This window comes from Anaerotignum lactatifermentans (genome assembly GCF_014982935.1).
Lineage (GTDB): Bacteria > Bacillota > Clostridia > Lachnospirales > Anaerotignaceae > Anaerotignum > Anaerotignum lactatifermentans.
Window position 1 is genome coordinate 34,120 of sequence record NZ_JADCKK010000015.1, and the last position, 23,943, is coordinate 58,062.

General features: G+C 44.0%; 20 protein-coding genes and 1 tRNA gene. 10 read left to right on the forward strand and 11 right to left on the reverse strand.

Annotation, left to right across the window (positions count from 1 at the left end; genetic code table 11):
• Positions 1 to 18 precede the first annotated feature (18 nt).
• A complete protein-coding gene (gene spoIVA / locus INF29_RS05720; RefSeq protein ID WP_193485196.1) occupies positions 19 to 1,497 on the reverse strand; it encodes a stage IV sporulation protein A in 1,479 nt (492 codons plus the stop codon).
• A gap of 74 nt (positions 1,498 to 1,571) precedes the next feature.
• Positions 1,572 to 2,144 (reverse strand): dihydroxyacetone kinase transcriptional activator DhaS, encoded by a 573-nt coding sequence (dhaS, locus tag INF29_RS05725; RefSeq protein ID WP_193485198.1) that lies wholly within the window; start codon positions 2,142 to 2,144, stop codon positions 1,572 to 1,574.
• Between the two features lie 277 nt (positions 2,145 to 2,421).
• On the opposite strand from dhaS, the gene INF29_RS05730 reads away from it, so the two are divergent.
• The 5 genes from INF29_RS05730 to INF29_RS05750 all read left to right on the forward strand — a co-directional run bounded on the left by INF29_RS05730 (position 2,422) and on the right by INF29_RS05750 (position 7,099).
• Complete coding sequence (locus INF29_RS05730; RefSeq protein ID WP_072852296.1) at positions 2,422 to 3,795, forward strand: radical SAM protein; 1,374 nt, start codon at positions 2,422 to 2,424, stop codon at positions 3,793 to 3,795.
• A gap of 158 nt (positions 3,796 to 3,953) precedes the next feature.
• Positions 3,954 to 5,546 carry a hypothetical protein gene (locus INF29_RS05735; RefSeq protein ID WP_072852294.1) on the forward strand — a complete coding sequence of 531 codons (1,593 nt, stop codon included), beginning with the start codon at positions 3,954 to 3,956 and terminating at the stop codon, positions 5,544 to 5,546.
• A gap of 17 nt (positions 5,547 to 5,563) precedes the next feature.
• A complete protein-coding gene (locus INF29_RS05740) occupies positions 5,564 to 5,935 on the forward strand; it encodes a VOC family protein (RefSeq protein WP_193485201.1) in 372 nt (123 codons plus the stop codon).
• A gap of 298 nt (positions 5,936 to 6,233) precedes the next feature.
• Positions 6,234 to 6,306 (forward strand) — tRNA-Lys (locus tag INF29_RS05745).
• Between the two features lie 127 nt (positions 6,307 to 6,433).
• Positions 6,434 to 7,099 carry a helix-turn-helix transcriptional regulator gene (locus INF29_RS05750; RefSeq protein WP_072852320.1) on the forward strand — a complete coding sequence of 222 codons (666 nt, stop codon included), beginning with the start codon at positions 6,434 to 6,436 and terminating at the stop codon, positions 7,097 to 7,099.
• Between the two features lie 139 nt (positions 7,100 to 7,238).
• Here the strand turns inward: INF29_RS05750 and tnpA are convergent, their stop codons facing one another.
• The 5 genes from tnpA to INF29_RS05775 all read right to left on the reverse strand — a co-directional run bounded on the left by tnpA (position 7,239) and on the right by INF29_RS05775 (position 11,889).
• Positions 7,239 to 7,706 (reverse strand): IS200/IS605 family transposase, encoded by a 468-nt coding sequence (gene tnpA, locus INF29_RS05755; RefSeq protein WP_193485203.1) that lies wholly within the window; start codon positions 7,704 to 7,706, stop codon positions 7,239 to 7,241.
• A gap of 181 nt (positions 7,707 to 7,887) precedes the next feature.
• Positions 7,888 to 9,366: a 4Fe-4S dicluster domain-containing protein gene (locus tag INF29_RS05760; protein WP_207728129.1), complete on the reverse strand. Its 1,479-nt coding sequence runs from the start codon at positions 9,364 to 9,366 to the stop codon at positions 7,888 to 7,890.
• Positions 9,367 to 9,570: 204 nt separating this feature from the next.
• Positions 9,571 to 10,155, reverse strand: a complete 585-nt coding sequence (locus INF29_RS05765; protein WP_193485205.1) for an ATP-binding cassette domain-containing protein — start codon at positions 10,153 to 10,155, stop codon at positions 9,571 to 9,573.
• Entirely contained in the window at positions 10,152 to 10,925 is a 774-nt protein-coding gene (locus tag INF29_RS05770) for an ABC transporter permease (RefSeq protein ID WP_072852288.1), read from the reverse strand. The genes INF29_RS05765 and INF29_RS05770 overlap by 4 nt, the downstream gene beginning before the upstream one ends.
• A complete protein-coding gene (locus INF29_RS05775) occupies positions 10,900 to 11,889 on the reverse strand; it encodes an ABC transporter substrate-binding protein (RefSeq protein ID WP_193485207.1) in 990 nt (329 codons plus the stop codon). Before INF29_RS05775 ends, INF29_RS05770 begins: the two co-directional genes overlap by 26 nt.
• Positions 11,890 to 12,117: 228 nt before the next feature.
• Here INF29_RS05775 and INF29_RS05780 point away from each other — a divergent pair, with 228 nt between their 5' ends.
• Positions 12,118 to 13,362: an ATP-binding protein gene (locus tag INF29_RS05780; RefSeq protein ID WP_193485209.1), complete on the forward strand. Its 1,245-nt coding sequence runs from the start codon at positions 12,118 to 12,120 to the stop codon at positions 13,360 to 13,362.
• A gap of 361 nt (positions 13,363 to 13,723) precedes the next feature.
• Here INF29_RS05780 and ilvD read toward each other — a convergent pair whose 3' ends face one another.
• The 4 genes from ilvD to ilvB all read right to left on the reverse strand — a co-directional run bounded on the left by ilvD (position 13,724) and on the right by ilvB (position 18,748).
• Positions 13,724 to 15,382, reverse strand: a complete 1,659-nt coding sequence (gene ilvD, locus INF29_RS05785; RefSeq protein ID WP_243184106.1) for a dihydroxy-acid dehydratase — start codon at positions 15,380 to 15,382, stop codon at positions 13,724 to 13,726.
• 122 nt (positions 15,383 to 15,504) lie between these two features.
• Positions 15,505 to 16,500, reverse strand: coding sequence for a ketol-acid reductoisomerase (gene ilvC / locus INF29_RS05790; protein ID WP_072853520.1), 996 nt, complete (start codon positions 16,498 to 16,500; stop codon positions 15,505 to 15,507).
• A gap of 54 nt (positions 16,501 to 16,554) precedes the next feature.
• Entirely contained in the window at positions 16,555 to 17,070 is a 516-nt protein-coding gene (gene ilvN / locus INF29_RS05795; protein WP_087989485.1) for an acetolactate synthase small subunit, read from the reverse strand.
• A gap of 16 nt (positions 17,071 to 17,086) precedes the next feature.
• Complete coding sequence (ilvB, locus tag INF29_RS05800; protein ID WP_072853516.1) at positions 17,087 to 18,748, reverse strand: biosynthetic-type acetolactate synthase large subunit; 1,662 nt, start codon at positions 18,746 to 18,748, stop codon at positions 17,087 to 17,089.
• A gap of 356 nt (positions 18,749 to 19,104) precedes the next feature.
• Between ilvB and INF29_RS05805 the strand changes: the two genes are divergently transcribed.
• The 4 genes from INF29_RS05805 (at position 19,105) to leuB (ending at position 23,746) form a co-directional block, all read left to right on the forward strand.
• Positions 19,105 to 20,811, forward strand: a complete 1,707-nt coding sequence (locus INF29_RS05805) for a 2-isopropylmalate synthase (RefSeq protein WP_193485219.1) — start codon at positions 19,105 to 19,107, stop codon at positions 20,809 to 20,811.
• An 84-nt stretch (positions 20,812 to 20,895) separates the two neighbouring features.
• Positions 20,896 to 22,155 (forward strand): 3-isopropylmalate dehydratase large subunit, encoded by a 1,260-nt coding sequence (leuC, locus tag INF29_RS05810; protein ID WP_193485213.1) that lies wholly within the window; start codon positions 20,896 to 20,898, stop codon positions 22,153 to 22,155.
• 14 nt (positions 22,156 to 22,169) lie between these two features.
• Positions 22,170 to 22,649, forward strand: a complete 480-nt coding sequence (gene leuD / locus INF29_RS05815; protein ID WP_193485215.1) for a 3-isopropylmalate dehydratase small subunit — start codon at positions 22,170 to 22,172, stop codon at positions 22,647 to 22,649.
• A 26-nt stretch (positions 22,650 to 22,675) separates the two neighbouring features.
• Positions 22,676 to 23,746: a 3-isopropylmalate dehydrogenase gene (gene leuB / locus INF29_RS05820; RefSeq protein ID WP_193485217.1), complete on the forward strand. Its 1,071-nt coding sequence runs from the start codon at positions 22,676 to 22,678 to the stop codon at positions 23,744 to 23,746.
• Positions 23,747 to 23,943: the final 197 nt, after the last annotated feature.

Below are 23,943 nucleotides of genomic sequence, written 5' to 3' on the forward strand. Positions count from 1 at the left end.
GTCGGAATCTTTCTTTTTTTATAAAATAATGCAGATCAGTCCGCCACTGCCTTCATTGACGATTTTTTGCAGGGTTTCCTGTAATTTCATCTGGGCATCTTCTGGCATACGATAGATTTTATTCTGCATGCCGTCGTTGACCATGGCACTTAACGTTCGTCCAAAGATATTCAAATCCCAGATTTTTTCCGGTTCTGATTCATAATCCGCAATGAGTTTATCAATAAATTCATGGGATTGTTCTTCATTGCCAATGATAGGAGAAACTTCTGTTTCCACATCGGCTTTAATCATATGGATAGATTCTCCTTTGGCACGAAGTTTGATGCCATAACGATTGCCCTGTTTGAATACTTCTGGTTTTTCCAGTGTGATTTCCTCAAATGCCGGTGTCACCACACCATAGCCTTTCCGCCGTACATCTCCCAATGCGCCGGAAATCTTATCATATTCTTTTTTCACCTGAGAAAGAAGTTTGATGGTTTCCACCAGTGAATAATCGTTTTCAATGGGCAAATCCACTGTTTCGCTAAGGATTTCATAAAACAATCCATCGCAGAAATTCAGCCCAATATCTGCCGCCCCTTCTCCCGGCAACATATGTTCCGTGTGGGCATTTTTCAAATGTTCCGCTTCAGACAGTCCTGATAATGCCGACTCCACATCCTCCAGCCGATCTGTCTGCGACATGAGTTTTTTCAGTGCTTCTATCATTTCCTGTTTCAGCCAATGGTCATCTTCCAGTGTTTCCACCCATCCGGGGCAATAAAAACGCAGTTCTTTCAAAGGGAAACGGTAGAGGATTTTTTCCAGAATATTGCGAATATCCTCCGCTTTCAGTTGGGCAACATTCACTGCTAATACTGGTACACCATACTGTTCTTCCATTTCTTCTCGCAGGCTGCGTGCCTCTTCCCCATAAGGCATGGCAGTATTCAGCAATACCACAAAGGGTTTCCCCATTGCCTGTAATTCTTTGATGACACGGGCTTCTGCTTCCAGATAATTTTCCCGATCCAATTCTGTCACACTGCCGTCTGTGGTCACCACTATGCCTACGGTAGAATGGTCCGTAATAACTTTTTTCGTTCCCGCTTCTGCCGCTTCCACAAAAGGCATAGGTTCTTCAGACCATGGGGTATGTACCATACGCGGCATTTCCCCATCCATATGCCCTTCCACTTCTGGCACCAGATAGCCAACACAGTCAATCATTCGCACCCGAAAATCTGTATTTTCTCCCAGAGAAATTTCCACAGCTTCATTGGGCACAAATTTGGGCTCTGTGGTCATAATGGTTCTGCCGGATGCAGACTGGGGCAATTCATCTTTTGCCCGTTCCCGAATATAATTGTTTTCAATATTCGGCAGCACCAGCAAATCCATAAACCGTTTGATGAATGTGGATTTCCCTGTCCGCACAGGTCCAACCACACCAATATAAATGTCACCATTTGTCCTTTCCGCAATGTCGCGGTAAATATCATAAGCTCCCATTGTCTTCCCTCCTGTAAAATCGTATCCATACAATACAATTTATGGAATGGAAATGGGGAATAGAACCAAAGGATTTATTTTTCTTTCGCTTTTTCCAGAACCATCGCCTTTGCAAACAGTTCCCCGGAAAACAGATTGCTCACCATTTTCACCATAGGCGTAGGGTCTTTTTCCATATCGCTCTTTGCCCAGTCCAAAACCCCGCCTGTCAGTCCATAGGCATAAAACCTTGAAATCCATTTTAATTCCTGTTGAGAAAATTTTCTGGATGGATTGGATTCCACAAGCATTTTCTTTGCTAGATTTTCGTAAAACTCCATCAAGCATTCTATGAAACTGTTCTGTCCATGGAAGCGCAGGATATTTACATAGAATTTTCGGTTCTCCTGCATATAATGACACAACGCCAGCAAACCTTCTTCCCAATGGTTTATAGAAAAAGATTCTTCTAAAATAGGTGTGATTTCCGTATAAAAAATCCAATGGATCACATCAAATTTATCTTTGAAATGATAATAAAAGGTATTTCTGCTGATTTGACACTGTTTACAGATTTTCCCCACAGATATCTCTCCAAAAGAAACGGTTTCCAGCAATTTCTTAACACCTTTTGCAATCATGCACTTTGTTCTTGTTGACTTTGGCATAGAACTCCCCCTTTCTTTTTTGATATTATTTTATCATTCTTATGTCCACTAATCAATGTAAAATGACCACATAACTTTATCTCTTTCACTTATCCTCTTTTTGAAAAAACACATAGAAACATGATGTACACAAAGACAACAAAACATTGTTTTTGTATAATTTTAGGACAAAAACCCAAAAGTGTCCAATGAAAATAAATTCCTATTTGATATACTGGTAAAAAAGATAGATAGAAAAATAACAAATGCAACCGCAAAAGAAAAGAGGTTATCCGTTATGCGTATTACAGAAAAAGCAAAAAATGCCGCTTTACAGGCTGCCATTGGACAGGGGCTGCATTATCTGGAAAAAGACCCTGAAACAAACATCCCTAAATTGATGCATTTGATTGATAAATTGACACCAGACGACTGGTACCGTGCACAGAGAAATGCTTTCCGCAATGTCATCGAATCCAAAAACCATTGGTATGACCTGATTTTGAAAGTATATGATCTGGATGCCGGCGTACGTCAGACATTTTTCCAGAACTTTATTATGAATGCCGCTCTGTTGGGCAGTGCAACACAGGAAGAAGTTTCCGAACGGGAAGACTGCAATGTGCCTTGGGCAATCCTGTTAGACCCTACATCTGCCTGCAACATGCACTGTATCGGATGCTGGGCTGCGGAATACGGCAACCGTCTGAATCTGACTTTTGACGAATTGGACAGCATTGTTACCCAGGGGAAAGCATTAGGTACCCATATGTACATCTTCACTGGCGGCGAACCTTTGGTACGTAAAAAAGACGTCATTGCCCTTTGTGAAAAACATTCCGACTGCGAATTCCTTTCTTTCACAAACGGCACCCTTATTGACGAAGCATTCTGTCAGGATATGCTGCGTGTGAAAAACTTTGTACCTGCCATCAGTCTGGAAGGCTTTGCCGAAGCCAACGACAGCCGCAGAGGCGAAGGTACTTTTGAGAAAGTCAAAGCTGCTATGGCTTTGCTGAAATCTCACAAACTGCCTTTTGGCATTTCCACTTGCTACACCAGCAAGAACTACAACGATATTTGCAGTGAAGAATTTTATGATATGATCATCGAAGCAGGTGCCCTTTTTGTATGGTTCTTCCATTACATGCCTGTAGGCAGCGGCGCTGTGCCTGAACTTCTGCCTACACCGGAACAGCGTGCAGAAGTTTACCATCGTATTCGGAATTTCCGTCAGAGCAAACCCATTTTTGCCATGGATTTCCAGAACGACGGTCAGTATGTAGGCGGCTGTATCGCCGGCGGACGTCGTTATATGCACATCAACGCCAGAGGCGATGTGGAACCTTGTGTATTCATTCACTATTCCAACTGCAACATCCGCAACTGCACATTGCTGGAAGCTCTGAAATCCCCTATTTTCATGGCTTACCACAGACAGCAGCCTTTCAATGAAAATATGCTTCAACCTTGTCCTATGCTGGAAAATCCTGAAAAACTCCGTGCCATTGTCAAAGAAACCGGCGCTGTATCCACTGACTATGAATCCCCCGAAGATGTGGATACTCTGTGTGACCGCACAACGCCTTACGCAAAGAACTGGCAGCCCACTGCCGATGCTTTGTGGAAAGCACAGTGTGAAACATGTGCCCATCACAATGATTGTCAATAACCCCTACTGGCTCTATTTTTGGTGCCATTTTACAAACAGCGAAGAATCAGCCATGATTTTTCGCTGTTTTCTTATATTTTAAAGGAAATGCAGACTTGTACTCTTTTTGACTTTCCTTTATAATGTAATGCGATATGAAAAGAAAGGAGTCCTGCCCTTTGCAGACAACAGCTTTGGAAGAAAAAATCAAACAACTTTCCGCAGATTATATTTATGAACAGGCAGTCGGCAGCCTGCTGCTGATGCTCATGAGCGCCATGGAAGATGTGGAAAAAGGCGATGCGCCTTTGCCTTACACCATACATGAAGATTTGCTGGCTATCAAAAAAGACATCCGTTCCTACCTCCTGTCTCTGGAAGACATTCTGGAAGGCGAACAGGAAGACCGTGCAGCTGCTCTGGAAGCCTGCATGGCAAAAAAAGAAGAACTGTTATCCATCTATGAAACCGTTTACAGCTACTTCTCCCAGTGGAATCTCTACTCCACATTGGTCAGCGATCAGGTTGCCCTGCGCAAATACAAAGAAGAAGGCATCGAAGTAGAAAAAATCGACTGGTCTTTGTTCTTTGCGGACTGCCACGCTTTCATGGAAAGCGGCAACAACCTGCTGGAACAGAAAAACTACATGGGTCAGATATTGAAATGCCTGCCTTTGCATATGGCGCGTGATAAATATTACGACACCATCACCCAGAGTCTGGAAGCAGCCTTTGCAGGTGAAAGCAAAGAATTTATTGAAAAATCCCTGCGTGCTTTTGAAGGCTTCTGCTGCCCCGAAACCAATCCCCTCTATGGCAAATACTTTGGTGAAGTTGCCACATGGCTTGGCGAAAAACGGATGCTCATGCCTCACAAAATGGAAGATGAAGAACTGAGCAATCTTTACGAAGATTTGAAAGTGGTTCTGGAAAGCCTGCAGGATGTGGAAGAATATTTCTCCTGTATCCTTCATGACTTGAACTCTCTGATTCTGCTGTTCTACCTGACATACAGCTTTACAGACCTGACAGAAAGCAATGCGACATACAGCGACCTGTATCATACCGTCTGCGAATTTTTGACAGGCGAACTGGACGAAACCGAACGGGAAGCTTATCTGGATACACTGAACGAACAGTTGGAACAGGCTGTAGAACCTGTTATCGACAAAGCAAACGCCATCGGCAAAGAAGAATATGAACTGCTGCAGAAGGTGAATACATTTGCCGACTTCGCAGAAGACACCCAGAAAGTCCTCATGACAGAAGATTTCATTCGGGAATGCTTCTTCGGCGATCTCAATGACGAATTGTTCCAGTTCCATCTGCCGGAAGATCTGCCTGTGGCTACAGAAGAAGAAAAGAAAGCACTCTTTGCTGATTTTATCCAGAAAACACGCAGCTCTCTGGAAACACTGCCTGTACAGACAAGAAAAATTGCAATGCAGACTTTGATGGGCGCACTGCCCCCTATTTACAGTGTATCTGAAGTCATGGAAATGGTTACAAACGCCATCGACTCCGCTTCTTCTCTGGAACAGAAAGCACTGATCGTAGACAAAGTGGGCATGGTATTCCAGGATAACCACTATCAGTCTCTGACAGAACATGCTCATGAACATCATCACGATGACGACTGCGGATGCGGACATGACCACCACGAACATCATCATCACGATCATGACTGTGGGTGCGGGCATGATCACCACGAACACCATCACCACGATCATGACTGTGGATGCGGACATGACCACCATCATGACCACCACTGATACAAAGGAGGAAAAACATGAAATTTGTATTCAATCACTATAATTACAACGTTCTGGATTTGGAAAAAAGCATGGCTTTCTACGAAGCCGCTCTGGGTCTGAAAGAAGTACGCCGGAAAGAAGCGCCGGACGGCAGCTGGAAACTGGTTTATCTGGGCGATGGCGTGACAGATTTTCAGCTGGAACTGACATGGCTTCGTGACAGAAAAGAACCTTATAACCTGGGCGAAAACGAATTCCATCTGGCTTTTACCGTTGCAGATTACGACGCTGCTCATGGAAAACACAAAGAAATGGGCTGCATCTGTTTTGAAAATCCAGAAATGGGTATTTATTTCATCAATGACCCCGATAACTACTGGCTGGAAATCGTACCAGAAAAGAAATAATATCAATTTGAAACAGCAAAAAGGCAGTCCATTAGGGGCATCTTTATAAGAAAACAAAGAAAACCGAAATCCTTATCATGACAAAGGGTTCCGGCTTTCTTATAATATTAAGATTTTATTTGATTTGTTTTCTTATGAAGACAGCCATCGCAATTCCCCTTAAGAAATCAAGAAAGCGAAACTCAATGTTTTCTTAAGGGGAAGTTGCTTTTCAGACCACCTTTTTTGTTTGAAAAGAAATACAAAATTTTTCATTGACAAAGCCTTTCCTTTTGTGTATACTTATCTTCGTTGGTGCGGGTCACTAGCTCAGTTGGTAGAGCACTGGACTTTTAATCCAGGTGTCTCGGGTTCGAGTCCCGAGTGACTCATTGAAAAAAGCCTTTGTCTTTTGACAAAGGCTTTTGTTTTTTCTGTCAGACAAAATGTGGTTCTTCTATTGAAATAGCCTCCAAAACCAAGTATACTGAAAACAGTACAAATGGAGGGAATCATCACATGGAGCACTATAATATTACACTCACAACAGAAGACCGTCGCATTCTCAACTCTTACTGCACTGTTGCAACCGGTATGGCTGAATTTTGGGGCGAAAACTGCGAGATCATTATCCATAATCTGGAACGACTGGATGCATCAGTTATGATGATCGTTAACGGATATCATTCTGGACGTCAGGCAGGCGCACCTATTTCAGAGCTGACCCTCTCCTTTTTGAATCAGATGTTGGCAGATCCTACTTTACGCCACATCAATTATTTTGCCAAAAACAAACGGGGAGAAACATTCAAAGCGTTCACTTCTGCCATTCTGGGGGAAAACAATCGCATCATCGGTCTGTTCTGCATTAATTTTTATTTGAATATTTCTCTGCTATCCTTTATGCAGTCATTTTTTCCGCAGTCTCACTCAGATCACGAAAACATATCCGAAACTTTTGTGGAAAATACGGAAGAACTGATGTTAGATGCGTTGGAAAACGCAAAGAAAACCGTTTATGCAAACCCTACCATCACCTCTTCTAATAAAAATAAAGAAATCATTTATTTATTAGCGCAAAAAGGTATTTTTAACTTGAAAGATTCCGTTGTCACCATTGCAAATCATTTGGGAATCTCCAAAAATACCGTTTACATGCATCTGCGCAACCAAAACAAATCTTAATCAAAACCACTAGTTAACTAGTGGTTTGAACAACCCCTAGAAGGGGTATTACGTGCTGATTCCCTAAAAGGGAATATTGAAGATTTGGCATCGCATTACAATTACAGGCAGCCACTAAAAGTGGCTGTCTTTTTTTGCCTTATTCTCCTCTATTACCCGTAAACGGGTCTGTATACTCTTTTAATGAAATCTGATCTGCCATATAATCTTCTTCCAGCTGATTTTTTATGTACTCTTTTATCACCTTTTCATTTCTCCCTACTGTGTCAACAAAATATCCTCTCGCCCAGAAATTTCTTCTCCCATATCTATATTTTAGATTTGCATGTCGATCAAATATCATCAGGGCACTCTTGCTCTTGAGAAACCCTATAAACTGTGCTACACTCAAATATGGTGGTATACTTACTAACATATGGATATGGTCTGGGCAGGCTTGTGCTTCAAGAATCTCAACTTTCTTTTCTTCGCACAATTTTCTGATGATTTGTCCTATATCTGCTCTTAATTCTTTGTATATCACTTTTCTTCTATATTTCGGTGCAAATACGATATGATATTGGCATCTGTATTTAGAATGTGCTGTGTTTTTTATTTCATTTTTCATGTCAAAAACCTCCTGATTTGTTTTAGTAATGCGGTCGCCAAACCTTCATTCTAAAATTATAATCAGGAGGTTTTATATACTAAAGTATTCTATTTACCCCTAGTAGAACTAGGGGTTTTGTTAAGCTAAAGCACCCAATAAAAAAAGCCCTTATGGTCATAACCATAAGGGCTTTCTGATTTTAATCTTCGTGGTTGAAACGTTCCATATTGATATTATCAATAGGGAATTTTTCCAAAATATCCAATGGATTATCTGTCTTGGATTCTTTGCCATAGCGATTGATCATTTCGATACCTTTTGCATCATGGAGCAAAGAAGCTGCCCCACCAGTACAGCCATGTTTACATGCCATACCTTCGATGAAGTTTGCATCCAGCTTGCCGAAAGATGCCATCTTCATAGCCTTGATGCATTCATCAATACCATTGCAGCGTACGGCTTTCACATCCAGATCCAGACCGCTCAGTTCCAGTGTATGGGCAACACTTTCTGTTACGCCGCCTGTTCTTGCGAAGTTACGGCCAAAGGAAGAAGCTTCCCCAGCCATTCTGGGTTCCAGACTAACCAGATCAATTTCTCTGGCATCAAAAATCGCCTGTAATTCTTCAAATGTGATAACAATATCCACTGCATCCTTCAGTGCTTCCCGCTTCATTTCTACCTTTTTCGCTGTGCAGGGACCTACAAATACCACACGCGCTTTCTTATCTTTCGCCTTAATGGCACGGGCTATAGCAATCATCGGAGAAACAGCTGTAGAAATATGGTCTACAAACTGAGGATAGTTCTTTTCTACATAATCTACAAAGGCAGGGCAGCAGGAAGAAGTTTTCCAACCTTTTTCTTCCACAGTTTCTGCCAGTTCTTTTGCCTCAAAAGCAGATACCATATCAGCACCGATGGCAGCTTCTACCACATCATAGAAACCAAGTTCCTTGATACCTGCGTAAACCTGTTCTGTCTTTACGCCTTGGAACTGACTGGAAACAGCCGGCGCAACAACAGCGTAAACATGATAGCTGGTGTTATTCCAGGAGTTTTTCAGCAGATTCAGCACATCCACAACAAAAGATTTATCTACAATGGCGCCAAAAGGACACTGATAAATACATGCGCCGCAGGAAATACATTTTTCATGGTCAATGACCGCTTTTCTATTTTCATCCATTTTCACTGCACCTACGGAGCAGGAACGAATGCAAGGGCGTTTTACTTCACTGATGGCGTTGAAAGGGCAAACCTGTTTACAACGACCACATTCGATACAAAGTTCCTGATTGATGTATGAACGGTGATTTACGATGGTGATTGCGCCTCTGGGACATACTTCCTGACATTTGTGCCCCAGACAACCACGGCAGGCTTCTGTTACAACAAAACGGTCAATGGGACATTCATCACATGCAGAATCCAACACATTGATGACACGGTTATCTTTTGTGGATTCCATAACCAGACGCACACGGTCTTCAATGATGTGACGTTCTTTATAAATACAGCAGCGGAACAGCGCCTTAGGACCAGGAATGATCTCCTCTGCGATTTCTCTAACAGAATCAATGGAATTGTCCAGATTTCCTATGAAAAATCGTTTTGCCACTTCCTTGTTTACCAAGTACTTGATGTATTGCACGTTGCTTTCAAAATTGTTAATCATACTGCGTTACCTCTTTTCCAAATTTCTTTCCAATCTCAGTGGAGCAAATTCGATATAGCACACTGTATACATTTGTATTCGTCATAAAAGTAACATTTTTATACACACATTCCATTTTTTCTCTCTACATCACCCATTTTAACATAAAATTTGTTCGCATGCAAGCAATTTCCCGGGAGATTAAAGGTAAAATCTTCCAAATTTTTATGTCAAATATGCATCTAAATTCAGTATTTTTCCACCCATCAATTTCCCTTCTTCGGCATCATGCGTAGACAATAAAATCGTACGTCCCTTTGCCTCTTCCAATACCAATTTTATGGCAATTTCTCTTGTTTTATCATCCAATCCGCGAAAAGGCTCATCCAGTATGAGAAAATCATAGGATACCAACAGTGCCCTGCATATAGCCACCCGTCGCTGCATACCACCGCTGAGCACAGCAACCTCCCGGTCAATCCATTCTTCCAATCCAAGACCAGTCAATATCCGCATCATGTGTTCCTGCTGCAACGCGCTTTCACAGACACTGTATAAATTCTGGCGCACGGTAAAGCCCGGCAGCAATCTATCCTCCTGAAAAACAACACTGATCTTTTTTCCTTCCAGACCAGTGATGCAGCCTGCATCCGGCTGTTCCAGTCCCATAAGCATCCGCAGCAGAGTGGTCTTGCCTCTGCCGGATTTTCCCATGAGACAAAGAACCTCACCTTCTGGAATTTCCATAGAGAAATCAGAAAAAACTGTAAGATCACCATATGTTTTTGTAATATGTTTCATTTCGATCATGCTTTTCCGATCCCCCTATTCCTGCGATCAATAACATCCAAAATCCACAATATAAGTTTCTCGATGAGCAAACTTACCACAATAATAGTCACTGTCCATGCAAACAAGTCCGGCATCTGCAAGTAGATTTTCGCTTCCTGCAGCCGTTCCCCAATGGAACCGTCTGGAATGCCAATAACTTCTGCCGCCGTACCAGCCTTCCAACAAAGCCCAAGCCCTACTGCAAAAGCAGAACGAAGGTAAGGAAATACCTGCGGGAAATAAATATACCGTATCTTCTTTTTCATAGACAATCCAAAGACCTGCCCCATTTCCAAAAGCTGGCGGTCTGTTTGCGATATTCCCTGCAAGATATTGGTATACACAATAGGAAATACCATCAGGAAAGAAATAAATATCGACAGGCTGCGAGAAGAAAACCAAAACAATGCTAATATGACGAAAGATGCCACAGGTGTTGTTTTGATGACCGATACCAAGGGCGCCATCAATTCACGAAATCTGGTATACCTTGCCGCTCCCACTGCTGTCAATATTCCCAGTAGAGCCGCCAACGCAAACCCGCCTAAAATTCTGCATGCCGAAAAAGCGATGCTCCCCCAGAAGGATGGATCTGGCAAAAGGGTCAAAAGACGCATACCTACAGCAACAGGAGATACCAAAAGTATCTCCTGTCCCAGACACATGCTCCCTATTTGCCAGATTACCAACCAAAAGAGAATCGCCCATATTTTCATAGAACCCTTACGCACCATGATAGTAGAAACCATCTTCCGGCAGTGCGCCGCCTACTGCTTTGGGATTCTGTGCATAAAGTTCTTCCAGATATCCGCCCAGCTTATCCTGCATTTCATCGCCTGTGATGCAGACGATATTGCAGTAAGGCAATGCTTTTTCTGCAACTGCTGCTTTCAGAATATCGTATTTTTCAATGAGTGCATCCGCTTCTGCTGTATTGGCGTTCACATAGTCCACAGAAGAAGCATACTGTTCCATGAACAGTTCCACTGCTTCTGGATTTTCTTCCAGGAAATCATTCCGTACTACCACAACACCTGTGATCATGCCACTGGGATTTTCTTTGCCTTCCTGCAGTGCATCCCATTCCGCACTCAAATCCAATGCGATCCGCAGGTTTTCATTCTGCATCTGTGCTGTTGTTACAAAAGGCTGAGGCAGCATAGCGATAGCAGAAGGATTTGCAGCCAGTGCTGCCACGCATTCTGCATGTTCTGTTTTCCATTCAATATTCACATCTGTTTCTGGATTCAGTCCATTTTCTTCCAGAATATAATTCAAACCGTATTCCGGTGTAGAACCCTTCCCGGAGGCATAGATGGTTTTTCCTTTCAAATCAGCCACAGACTGCACGGTGTCCCCATCTTCCACAATATAAATGACACCCAGTGTATTGATTGCTAATACGCTCAAATTCTGTTCCATATTCTGGTAAAGAACTGCTGCCAGGTTTGCAGGCAATGCGGCAATATCCAGTTCCCCTTTCACCAGCATTGGTGTCACTTCATCTGGAGATGCCAGTAATGAAAAATTGTAATCATTGGGGGCTGTGGCACCACTCTCATCATCTTCCATCATTTTTACCATGCCCATGGCTGTAGGTCCTTTCATGGCGCCTACATTTACCGCAACGGGGTCTGCTTCCTTAGCACCGCAGCCAGCCAGCATAGAAATACCCAGAACTGCAGCAAGAAAGAAAGAAATTGCTTTTTTCATATGATATCCCTTCCTTTTCATTCAAAATTTTAATGATTTTGTCCTTATTTTACTCTCATTTTCACAGTTTCTCAAGTTGCTTTTGCAACATTATTCAGAAAATCTCATAAAGACCAAACTGCTTCCACATACGATTTTTCGCACTTTTTTTGTTTACAATCCCATACAAAACATGCTATACTAAGCCCATTACAAATTGTACTTATTTTCATACAAAGGAAGTGCGTTATGGAACAACATACAAAAGAACTTTATGAGAGATTACAAACACTGACCATCCTGCGACCTTTGCTGCAGGAACCTTTGCTCCAGTCATTTTCTACAATGATGGAATCCATGCTTTCTCTGGCAGAGGGAAACAAAACTGCTCTGTCTGCTGCCGTTTCAGCATATTGTGACTTTACATCTGAAATCTATCGTTGTTATGCTGAAAATGAAAGAGAAATTTCTGGCAATTTTTCCTGCGGACTGTATGAACTACTTTTCCACACAGAAACCGATTATCTGAAAGCCAAAGCCAGAAAAAAAGAATTTTCCCCTTTCCTAGAACAACAGCTGGATAAAGAACTGGAAATCATACAAAATTTGTCCCTTCTGACGGCAGAAGAAGTACAAAAATCTTTGCAGGATGCGGGATTCACACACCTTCTGCCCCGCTGGGAAACATCCGTCCTGGATTTCCACGCAGATTACCGTAAGCATTTGGATGCCCTGCCCTATACAGGCTACGGCATGTACGCCCAATACCATACGTTCTTGTTCCGTCACGGTGCAATTTATCCTGTGAAGCATCCTGACATGCAGACACTGGAAGACCTGACTGGCTACGAACGGGAAAGAAATCAGGTACTCCGCAATACACAGGTCTTTCTGGAAGGCGGAACCGCTTCTAATGTGCTGCTTTACGGTGACGCAGGTACAGGCAAAAGCACCACAGTAAAAGCCATTGCCACTTCCCTTCAAAAACAGGGCTTACGGCTTCTGGAAGTGAAGAAAAATGAGCTTTACGAACTTCCTGACATCTTGGATGAACTTTCCGGCAATCCCCTGAAATTCATTATTTTCATTGACGACCTGAGTTTTTCCAGCAATGATGATGACTTTGCGGCACTGAAAGCCATACTGGAAGGCGGCGTTGCTTCCTGCGGCAAAAATGTACTCATTTACGCCACCAGCAATCGTCGGCATCTGGTGAAAGAAACCATGACAGAACGTCAGGGCGATGAACTTTATCTGAACGATACCCTTCAGGAAACCATGAGTCTGGCTGCCCGTTTCGGTCTGACCATTACATTCCAAAAACCAGGAAAAGACGACTATCTGTCCATTGTAAAACATCTGGCAAAACAATATGGTGTTTCCATGGACGCAGAAGAACTCTGCATCAAAGCAGAAGCCTTTGCCATCCGCTGTAATGGCAGAAGTCCTCGCACAGCGAAACACTTTATTGAACTGCAAAAAGCTGGAATTTAATCCGAAAAAAAGAAACATGCAAAGCAACTTCCCCTTAAGAAAACATTGTTTTTTCGTTTCCTTGATTTCTTAAGGGGAATTGCGACAGCTGTCTTCATAAGAAAACATAACAAAAAATCTTAATTAAAAATAAGAAAGCTAAAATCCTTTGTTATGATAAGGATTTTAGCTTTCTTTGTTTTCTTATGAAGATGCCCCTAAAACAGACTCCTGTTTGCATCTGGTTTCTTTAATAGGGACTGCAAATTCAAATAAATTCTTTGTAAAATAAAAGAGCTGAAATTCTTTGTAATGAAAGGATTTCAGCTCTCTTTGTTTTCTTATGAAACAGTCCTAAAACATGTTTTCTTTTTCGCTTCTATTATTTCATAACAGCGCCTTTGCTTGCCGCAGAAACGATTCTGCCGTATCTTGCCAGCCATCCACTGGTTACTTTCGGCGCAGGTGCTACATAAGCTTTTCTTCTTTCTTCCAGTTCTTCATCTGTCAGTTTGACATTGATGGATGCATTGGGGATGTCGATTTCGATGAGATCACCATCTTTCAGCAGACCAATTTCGCCGCCTGCTGCCGCTTCAGGGCAAACATGACCGATGGAAGCGCCACGGCTTGCACCGGAGAATCTTCCGTCTGTGATGAGCGCTACAGACTTATCCAGCTTCATACCTGCCAATGCACTGGTAGGATTCAGCATTTCACGCATACCGGGACCACCTTTCGGTCCTTCATAGCGGATTACAACCACATCTCCAGGTTTGATTTCGCCATTATAAATAGCTTCGATGGCAAAACTTTCATCATCGAATACTCTTGCGGGACCTGTATGACACAGCATTTCTTCCGCCACAGCACTGCGTTTGACAACACAGCCTTCTTTCGCAATATTGCCCCACAAAATTGCAATACCGCCTGTTTCGCTGTAAGGGGTTTCCACAGGACGGATAATTTCAGGATTGCGGTTATATGCGCCTGCGATATTATCACCCAATGTATGACCGGTTACTGTCATGCAATTCAGATCCAGCAGTCCTTTTTTAGACAATTCTGCCTGTACCGCAGGGATACCGCCTGCCTGCTGCAAGTCTACGATATAAGTATCGCCAGCCGGTGCCAGATGGCACAGATTCGGAACTTTTGCGGAAATTTCATTGAATACGTTCAAATCCAAATCTACGCCTGCTTCGTTTGCAATGGCAAGCAGGTGCAGTACGCTGTTGGAAGAACAACCCAGTGCCATATCACAGGCAACGGCATTACGGATAGATGCTTCTGTAATGATATCTCTTGCTTTGATGTCTTTTTCCACCAGTTCCATAATTTTCATGCCAGCGTGTTTTGCCAGCTGCAATCTGCCGCTATGCACCGCAGGAATGGTACCATTGCCGGGCAGCGCCATACCAATGGCTTCACACAGACAGTTCATACTGTTTGCAGTGAACATACCAGCACAGGAACCACAGCCTGGACATGCATTATTTTCAAATTCATACAGTTTGTTATCATCAATGAGCCCTGCTTTTCTAGCGCCAACGGCTTCGAACATTTCAGACAGGCTCTTATGGGTATCATCTACAATACCGGGCATCATAGGACCACCAGAGCAAACAATGGCAGGCAGATTGATTCTTGCTGCTGCCATAACCATACCGGGAACAATCTTATCGCAGTTGGGTACCAGTACCAGACCATCAAAGCAATGTGCCATTGCCATGGTTTCCACACTGTCCGCAATGAGTTCACGGCTGGCAAGGCTATATTTCATGCCAATATGCCCCATGGCGATGCCGTCACAAACGCCAATGGCAGGCACTTCGATGGGGGTACCGCCAGCCATACGGATACCGGCTTTTACGGCTTCTGCTACTTTATCCAGATGAAAATGTCCGGGAACAATTTCACTATGAGCAGAAACTACGCCAATCAACGGACGATCCAGTTCTTCTTTTGTATACCCCATGGCATAAAACAGGCTGCGCATAGGGGCTTTTTCAACACCTTGTGTTACACTTGCACTTCTCAGATTCTTCATATATGTATGAGGGCACGTTCCATATACAGGAAAAGCACCCTTTCGGGTGCTTTTCCACGAGGAATTCCCCTTCCTCCTTCTTCTTTACTTTGCTGAACTTTTCTATTCTATTCTTATTTCTTCAGCCAGCTCATCATCTGACGCAGTTCTGCGCCTACGTGACACAGCTGGTGATCTGCCTGTACTCTTCTGGATGCCAAGAATTTCGCTTTGCCGCCTGCGTTCATTTCCTGAACGAATGTGCTTGCGAAAGTACCATCCTGAATGTCTGCCAGCAGGCTCTTCATGCCGGCTCTTGCTTCTTCTGTGATAACGCGTTTGCCTGCGATGTAATCGCCGTATTCCGCTGTGTTGGAGATGGAATAACGCATTTTATCAAAGCCGCCTTCATAGATCAGGTCAACGATCAGTTTCATTTCATGGATACATTCAAAGTAAGCCATTTCAGGTTCATAACCAGCTTCTACCAGTGTTTCGAAACCAGCTTTCATCAGTTCTGTTACGCCGCCGCACAGTACTGCCTGTTCACCAAACAGGTCTGTTTCTGTTTCTTCTTTGAATGTTGTTTCCAGGATACCTGCACGACCTGCGCCGATACCGGAAGCATAAGCCAGTGCGTAGTCTTTTGCTTTGCCGGAAGCATCCTGATAAACAGCGATCAGGCTGGGTACGCCTGCGCCTTCTGTATACAGTTTACGTACGATATGACCAGGACCTTTGGGCGCGATCATGATAACGTCCAAACCTTTTGCAGGCTGAATCTGGTTGTAATGAATGTTAAAACCATGGGCAAATGCCAGAATATCGCCATCTTTCATATGTTTTGCTACCTGGTTTTTGTAGATTTCAGGTGCCAGTTCGTCGGGTACCAGCATCATTACTACATCGCCTGCTTCTGCAGCTTCTTCAATTTCCATAACTTTCAGACCAGCTGCTTCTGCTTTTGCTGTATGTGCGGAGCCTTTTCTCAGACCAACCACAACGTTCATACCGCTTTCTTTCAGGTTCTGTGCATGGGCATGACCCTGGCTGCCAAAACCGATGACAGCAATTGTTTTGCCGTCCAACATTGCCAAATTACAATCCTGATCATAATACTTTTTAATCATTCGTATCGTCTCCTTTTCTTCCGGGTTTTTCCCGTTTCTTCTTTTGTAACTTTTTCATTCTGCAAGACCCCGTTCAATGCCTGTGATGCCTGTACGGCATACTTCGATGATATCATAGCAGGATACCATGTTCATAAAGCCGTCCAGCTTCTCAGGAGAGCCTGTCAGTTCAACAATCATACTGTTTTTGGAAAGGTCGATGATCTTCCCTCTATAAATATCCACGATTTCGTGTAATGCGCTTCTTTCATTTTTGTCTGTGCGGATTTTCACCAGCAGCAATTCGCGATATACGCTGTTTTTCATATCCAGCAGATAGATTTCCCGCACTACTTCCAGTTTTTCTGTCTGGGCAATGATCTGATGCAGTACATTTTCATCATTTTCCCCAGTAACGACTGTAATTCTGGTAAGCCCCGGAATGTGGGTTTCTGATGCGGTAATGGTGCTGATGTTAAAATTTCTTCTGCCAAACAGGCTGGAAATCCGAGCCAGTACATTGGGCTGGTTATCTACCAGCATACGCACCACCTGACGGGGGGCGTCTTTGTTGACTTTGATCTCTGTCATGCCTATCGCCTCCTCTTTAGTTCAAGATGATGTCTTCTACAGTACCGCCGTTAGGAATCATAGGCAGTACCTTTTCTTCCTGATCGATGATACATTCAATCCATACAGGACCTTTTTCCTGCAATGCTGCTGCAAAAGCTTCTTTGAATTCTTCCGGTGTTTCTGCACGGAAGCTCTTTGCGCCGAAGCCTTCTGCCAGTTTTACGAAATCCGTTTTCCGGTTAGGTACTGTAGCAGAATATCGCCTGTCATAGAAAGAACTCTGCCACTGATAAACCATACCCAGTACATGATTGTTCATGATGACTGTGATGATAGGCAGTTCTTCGCTGACTGCAGTACATGCTTCATTCAGATTCATATGGAAGGAAGCATCACCTGTGAAATGGATTACCCGTTTATCGGGGCATCCAACCTGTGCACCGATGGCTGCGCCATAGCCAAAGCCCATGGTACCCAGACCACCGCTGGTCAAAAATACTTTTGTGTTGCGGTGTTTGATGAACTGTGCCGCCCACATCTGATGCTGACCAACATCGGTGACATAAATGGTTTCTTTATCTGTCATATCACAAACGGCACCAATGATATCACGGGGATGCATTTTCGCCGCAGGGCACTGTGCCGCAATGGAAGCATTTCTCCATTCTGCTACTTGTTCCAGCCAAGCTGTACGTTTTTTCTCCTCAACGAGAGGCAGCAGTTTTTCCAGAAAATATTTTACGTCGGAAAGGACGCTCATATCTACGATAACGTTCTTGTTGATTTCGCTCTCATCGATATCAACCTGAACTTTTGTGGCTCTCTGAGCAAATTTTTCCGTATTCAGTGCTACACGGTCGGAAAAACGTGTGCCCAATGCCAATACCAAGTCTGCCTGATCCACAGCTTTATTGGCAGCGACACTGCCATGCATACCGATCATGCCCAAAGAATGGGTATCGTTATAACCGACAATCCCAACAGCCATCATGGTATAGGCGATGGGGATATCTGCCTTATGGATCAGTTCTTGTAATTCATGCCCAGCGTCTGAAGCAGGAACACCGCCGCCGCAGTAGATTGCAGGTCGTTCTGCCTGATTGATCATATCTGCGATTTTCTGGATTTCCTCATCAGAAGCTGTGGGCATTTTTACTTGGTGTTCTGCTTCTTTTGGTTCAAACTCGCAAAGAGCAGCAGAAACATCTTTTGTTACATCCACCAGCACAGGACCTTTTCTGCCTGTGGCTGCAATGCGGAATGCCTCTCTGACAGCGTGTGCCAGATCTTCTACTTTATTAACGAAGAAATTATGTTTTGTAATGGGCATTGTAATGCCGGTAATATATACTTCCTGAAAAGCATCTCTGCCAATCAGGCTGTTTGCTACATTTGATGTAATGGCTACCATAGGAATACTATCCATAAAAGCTGTTGCAATTCCTGTTACCAGATTGGTAGCCCCAGGACCGCTTGTGGCAAAAACAACGCCGGTCTTCCCTGTTGCTCTGGCATAGCCATCTGCCGCATGTGCTGCTCCCTGTTCATGGGCTGTCAGCACGTGGCGAATTCGATCACTGTATTGATATAATGTGTCATAGATATTCAATGCAGCGCCGCCGGGATACCCAAAAACTGTATCCACACCTTGTTCCAGCAGAATCTCCATAATGATCTGCGAACCTGTCATTTTCATGTGGCAGTCCCTCTCTTTCTTTCATCTTTTGTTGTTTCATCGTCATTTTTCTTTTGTATTTTTTTTGATACACACAATTATATTACACTTTTTACAATTGTCAATAACTTTTTTTAGCGTAAGTGCATAATAAAAATTTTACACTGTATTCGCAAAAATACACTTGACAAATTGTTTTTATTTTAGTACAATGCATATCATTCAAAAGCAATTCGCTTGCGAAACATTTTTGTTTGCCAATCTGCAGCCGACAGGCTACCTCCATCAGATTGGCAAACAAAAACGGACACGGGAACGTCCGTAAATTACAAAAGACTCCAAATTCATGGAAGAAAGAAGGTTTGATTATTATGATGATGAAGAATTGCGAAAAGTACGAGGTCGGTTACTTTATGCCGCCTGAACCCTCAATGGAATGGATCAACAAAGATCATTTGGAAAAAGCACCCGCTTGGTGCAGCGTAGATTTAAGAGATGGTAATCAAGCCCTAATCGTTCCCATGAGTCTAAATGAAAAAGTAGAGTTCTTTCGTTTCCTGGTTTCCCTTGGCTTCAAGGAAATCGAGGTTGGCTTTCCCGCCGCATCTGAAACAGAGTATGAGTTTTTGCGTACACTGATTGAAAAGGATATGATTCCTGACGATGTCACCGTACAGGTACTGACACAGTCCAGAGAACATATCATCGCAAAAACATTTGAATCTCTGAAAGGTGCCAAAAAAGCCATTGTACATCTGTACAATTCCACTTCTCTGGCACAGCGGGAACAGGTCTTCAAAAAAGACCGCCAGGAAATCATTGATATTGCTGTCAGCGGTGCAAAACTGATGAACGAATACGCAAAGAAAATGCCGGAAACTGAATTTCAGTTTGAATATTCTCCAGAAAGCTTCACCGGCACAGAAATCGACTTTGCAGAAGCCATCTGCAACGCTGTCATCGACATCTGGGAACCCACTCCTGAGAAAAAAGTGATTATCAATCTGCCTGCAACCGTATCCATGTCTATGCCACATGTTTACGCAGCACAGATCTCTTATATGTCTCATCACCTGCACAACAGAGAAAACGTCATCCTTTCTCTGCACCCCCACAACGACCGCGGCACAGCCGTAGCCGATGCGGAACTGGGTCTGCTGGCAGGCGGCAACAGAATCGAAGGTACCCTGTTCGGCAACGGTGAAAGAACTGGTAACGTTGACATTGTCACACTGGCTATGAACCTGTTCTCTCATGGCGTTGACCCCGAACTGGACTTTAGCAACATGCCGAAAGTCGTAGAAGCTTACGAAAAATATACAGATATGAAAGTGCATCCTCGTCAGCCCTATGGCGGTCAGCTGGTATTTGCCGCATTCTCTGGTTCTCACCAGGATGCTATCGCAAAAGGCATGAAATACCGCGAAGACAAGCATATGCATCGCTGGATGGTGCCCTATCTGCCCATCGACCCTCATGATGTGGGCAGAGAATATGATGCAGACGTTATCCGCATCAACAGCCAGTCCGGCAAAGGCGGTATCGCTTATATTCTGGAACAGAATTACGGCTTCCACATTCCTGTAAAAATGCGGGAAGAAATTGGCTATATGATCAAAGGTGTTTCCGATCACAGTCATAAGGAACTGACACCTGCGGAAGTATATGAAACATTCAAAAACGAATATATCAACAAATTCAACCCCATCGATATTACCGATGCAACCTTCCGCAAAAATTCTACCTATAAAGGTGACGATGGATATACTGTTGACATTCATGTAAACATCGCTGGTACAGAATATTTCTTTACAGCAAGCGGTAACGGTCGTCTGGACGCTGTCAGCAATGCCCTGCGCCAGTCCAAGCTTTACAGCTTCGACTATACCTTCGTAACTTATGCAGAACATGCGCTGGAAGCAGAATCCAACTCCCGTGCAGCTGCTTATGTTGCCATTGCTGATGCCAACGGCAAAGTTTACTGGGGCGTAGGTATGCATGAAGACATCATTCTGGCTTCCATCAACGCTTTGGTCAGCGCTATCAACCGTCTGAATCAGGTAAGCCATTTCATCACAAAATAAATAATAATTGAAACAGCAGGGACAGGTGCCGCATGACAGTTTGTCACACCTGTCCCTTTTTGTACACAAAAGGAGCGATTTTTTATGGGAATGACAATGACACAGAAAATATTGGCTGCCCACGCGGGTCTGGATTCCGTTGTTGCGGGACAGCTCATCCGTGCCAATCTGGACATGGTACTGGGGAATGACATCACCTCCCCTGTTGCCATCAATGAATTTGAAAAAGCCGGTTTCTCCGGTGTTTTTGATAAAAGCAAAGTTTCCATGGTTATGGATCACTTTACACCCAATAAAGACATCAAAGCGGCGGAACAGTGCAAACAGTGCCGCACATTTGCCAGAAAATTTGATCTGGACAACTTCTATGATGTAGGCAATATGGGTATCGAACATGCCCTCCTGCCGGAAAAAGGTCTGGTAGCCGCTGGGGAATGTATCATCGGCGCAGACTCCCACACCTGCACTTATGGTGCACTGGGTGCTTTCTCTACTGGCGTTGGCTCCACTGATATGGCTGCCGGCATGGCAACAGGTCAGGCATGGTTCAAAGTCCCTGAATCCATCAAATTTAATCTGACAGGCGCATTACAGAAAAATGTCAGCGGCAAAGACGTCATCCTGCACATCATTGGTATGATTGGCGTTGACGGTGCCCTGTACCGTTCCATGGAATTCATGGGCGAAGGTCTGAAAAGCCTGTCCATGGATGACCGTCTGTGTATTGCCAACATGGCAATTGAAGCCGGCGGCAAAAACGGCATCTTTATGGTAGATGAGATTACAAAAGAATATATGAAGGACAAAGTAAATCGTCCTTACACTGTATATGAACCCGATGCAGACGCAGAATATGTGCAGACTTATGACATTGACCTGTCTGCCATCAAACCCACCGTTGCTTTCCCTCACCTGCCGGAAAACACCAAAACCATTGACGAAGTGGGCGACGTTCCTATCCAGCAGGTTGTCATCGGTTCCTGCACAAACGGCAGACTGTCCGATATGAAAACAGCGGCAGAAATTCTGAAGGGACACAAGGTTCATAAAGATGTAAGAGCCATCATCATTCCTGCTACCCAGAAAATTTACCGGGAATGCATCAAAGAAGGCTATCTGGACATTTTCGTAGAAGCCGGCTGCGTTGTTTCCACCCCTACCTGCGGTCCTTGTCTGGGCGGTCATATGGGTATTCTGGCAGAAGGCGAACGCTGTGTAGCAACCACAAACAGAAACTTCGTTGGACGCATGGGGCATGTAAAATCCGAAGTATATCTGGCAAGCCCTGCCGTTGCAGCAGCATCTGCCATCACAGGCAAAATCAGCAGTCCCGATGAAGTGTAAGGAGGTTTTGAACAATGAAAGCAAATGGACGCGTACACAAGTACGGCGATAATATTGATACAGACGTTATCATTCCTGCAAGACATTTGAACACTGCCAATCACAAAGAACTGGCAAGTCATTGTATGGAAGATATTGATACAGAATTTGTCCACAAAGTAAAAGACGGCGACATCATGGTTGGCGGCTGGAACTTCGGCTGTGGCTCTTCCAGAGAACATGCCCCCATTGCCATCAAAGAATCCGGTATTTCCTGCGTCATTGCTAAAACATTTGCCCGGATTTTCTACCGCAATGCCATCAATATTGGTTTGGCAATTCTGGAATGTGAAGAAGCCAGCGACAAGATTCAGGACGGCGACGAAGTTGCCATCGACTTTGATACTGGCATCATCACAAACATAACCAGAAACGAAACTTATCAAGCACTGCCCTTCCCTGATTTCATCAAAGAAATCATTGCCAAAGGCGGTCTGCTCAATTCCATCCGTTAAATACAAAAGAGAAAGGGAAATGTCCTATGAAATACAACATTGCTGTCATTCACGGCGACGGTATCGGTCCCGAAGTAGTAGGAGAAGCATTAAAGGTACTGGATACCATCGCCGAGAAATATCATCACGAATTTGTTTACACTCCCGTTTTGGCAGGCGGCTGCGCCATTGACGCCGTAGGAGAATGTTTGCCTCAGGCAACCATTGACACCTGCAAAGCAGCTGATGCTGTACTGCTGGGCGCTGTTGGCGGCTGGAAATGGGATACATTACCTGGTGACAAACGTCCAGAACGGGCTTTGCTTGGACTTCGTAAGGAATTGGAACTCTTTGCCAATATTCGTCCTGCAATGCTCTTTGACGCCTTGGCAGACGCTTGTCCCCTGAAACCGGAAATCGTGGAAGGCGGACTGGACATCGTCGTGGTACGTGAATTAACAGGCGGTATCTATTTTGGCGAAAGAGGCACAAAAGATACAGAACTTGGTCTTGCCGCTTACGATGTAGAACAGTATGCAGAAGAAGAAGTCAAACGAATCGCCGTCACAGCCTTTGATATGGCGATGAAACGAAACAAAAAAGTCACCAGTGTGGATAAAGCCAATGTACTGGAAAGCTCTCGTCTGTGGCGGAGAGTGGTAACAGAAGTGGCAAAGGATTATCCAGAAGTCACACTGGAACATCTTTATATCGACAATGCAGCGATGCAGCTGGTACGCAATCCAAAACAGTTTGATGTCATTGTCACAGGCAATATCTTCGGGGATATCCTCTCTGATGAAGCCAGCATGATCACCGGTTCCATCGGTATGCTGCCTTCCGCCAGCCTGGCAAAAGGCAATTTCGGCATGTATGAACCGGTTCATGGTTCTGCGCCTGATATTGCTGGTCAGGACAAAGCAAATCCCATGGCTACAATATTGTCTACAGCAATGATGCTGCGCTATACCTTTGGTCTTTCTGAAGAAGCAGATGCCATCGAAAACGCCGTTAAGACTGTATTAGCAAAAGGCTATCGCACACCGGATATCTATACGGAAGGTATGACTCTGGTGGGTACAAAAGAAGCCGGCAGACTGATTTGCGCAGAAATTTGATCGACATAAAACACACGGAAGCAGGACCACCGGCTTAGCCGGTGGTTTGCTCTGCCCCTAGAAGGGGCTATTACCAGCTGCGCTTGCAAGCGCATTGAAAGTCCGCCAAGTGCTCTACTTTCTCAACTGCCGCCCTTGGCGGCTATTTTTATTTGTTCCCTTTTACTTTTTCACCCGTGAACGGGTCAATGTACTCA

Bases quoted from the DNA above. Each gene is read 5' to 3' on its own strand.
- spoIVA (WP_193485196.1), bottom strand. From the start codon at position 1,497: ATGGGAGCTTATGATATTTACCGCGACATTGCGGAAAGGACAAATGGT.
- dhaS (WP_193485198.1), bottom strand. From the start codon at position 2,144: ATGCCAAAGTCAACAAGAACAAAGTGCATGATTGCAAAAGGTGTTAAG.
- INF29_RS05730 (WP_072852296.1), top strand. From the start codon at position 2,422: ATGCGTATTACAGAAAAAGCAAAAAATGCCGCTTTACAGGCTGCCATT.
- INF29_RS05740 (WP_193485201.1), top strand. From the start codon at position 5,564: ATGAAATTTGTATTCAATCACTATAATTACAACGTTCTGGATTTGGAA.
- INF29_RS05750 (WP_072852320.1), top strand. From the start codon at position 6,434: ATGGAGCACTATAATATTACACTCACAACAGAAGACCGTCGCATTCTC.
- tnpA (WP_193485203.1), bottom strand. From the start codon at position 7,706: ATGAAAAATGAAATAAAAAACACAGCACATTCTAAATACAGATGCCAA.
- INF29_RS05760 (WP_207728129.1), bottom strand. From the start codon at position 9,366: ATGATTAACAATTTTGAAAGCAACGTGCAATACATCAAGTACTTGGTA.
- INF29_RS05765 (WP_193485205.1), bottom strand. From the start codon at position 10,155: ATGATCGAAATGAAACATATTACAAAAACATATGGTGATCTTACAGTT.
- INF29_RS05770 (WP_072852288.1), bottom strand. From the start codon at position 10,925: ATGGTTTCTACTATCATGGTGCGTAAGGGTTCTATGAAAATATGGGCG.
- INF29_RS05775 (WP_193485207.1), bottom strand. From the start codon at position 11,889: ATGAAAAAAGCAATTTCTTTCTTTCTTGCTGCAGTTCTGGGTATTTCT.
- INF29_RS05780 (WP_193485209.1), top strand. From the start codon at position 12,118: ATGGAACAACATACAAAAGAACTTTATGAGAGATTACAAACACTGACC.
- ilvC (WP_072853520.1), bottom strand. From the start codon at position 16,500: ATGATTAAAAAGTATTATGATCAGGATTGTAATTTGGCAATGTTGGAC.
- ilvN (WP_087989485.1), bottom strand. From the start codon at position 17,070: ATGACAGAGATCAAAGTCAACAAAGACGCCCCCCGTCAGGTGGTGCGT.
- ilvB (WP_072853516.1), bottom strand. From the start codon at position 18,748: ATGAAAATGACAGGTTCGCAGATCATTATGGAGATTCTGCTGGAACAA.
- INF29_RS05805 (WP_193485219.1), top strand. From the start codon at position 19,105: ATGAAGAATTGCGAAAAGTACGAGGTCGGTTACTTTATGCCGCCTGAA.
- leuC (WP_193485213.1), top strand. From the start codon at position 20,896: ATGGGAATGACAATGACACAGAAAATATTGGCTGCCCACGCGGGTCTG.
- leuD (WP_193485215.1), top strand. From the start codon at position 22,170: ATGAAAGCAAATGGACGCGTACACAAGTACGGCGATAATATTGATACA.
- leuB (WP_193485217.1), top strand. From the start codon at position 22,676: ATGAAATACAACATTGCTGTCATTCACGGCGACGGTATCGGTCCCGAA.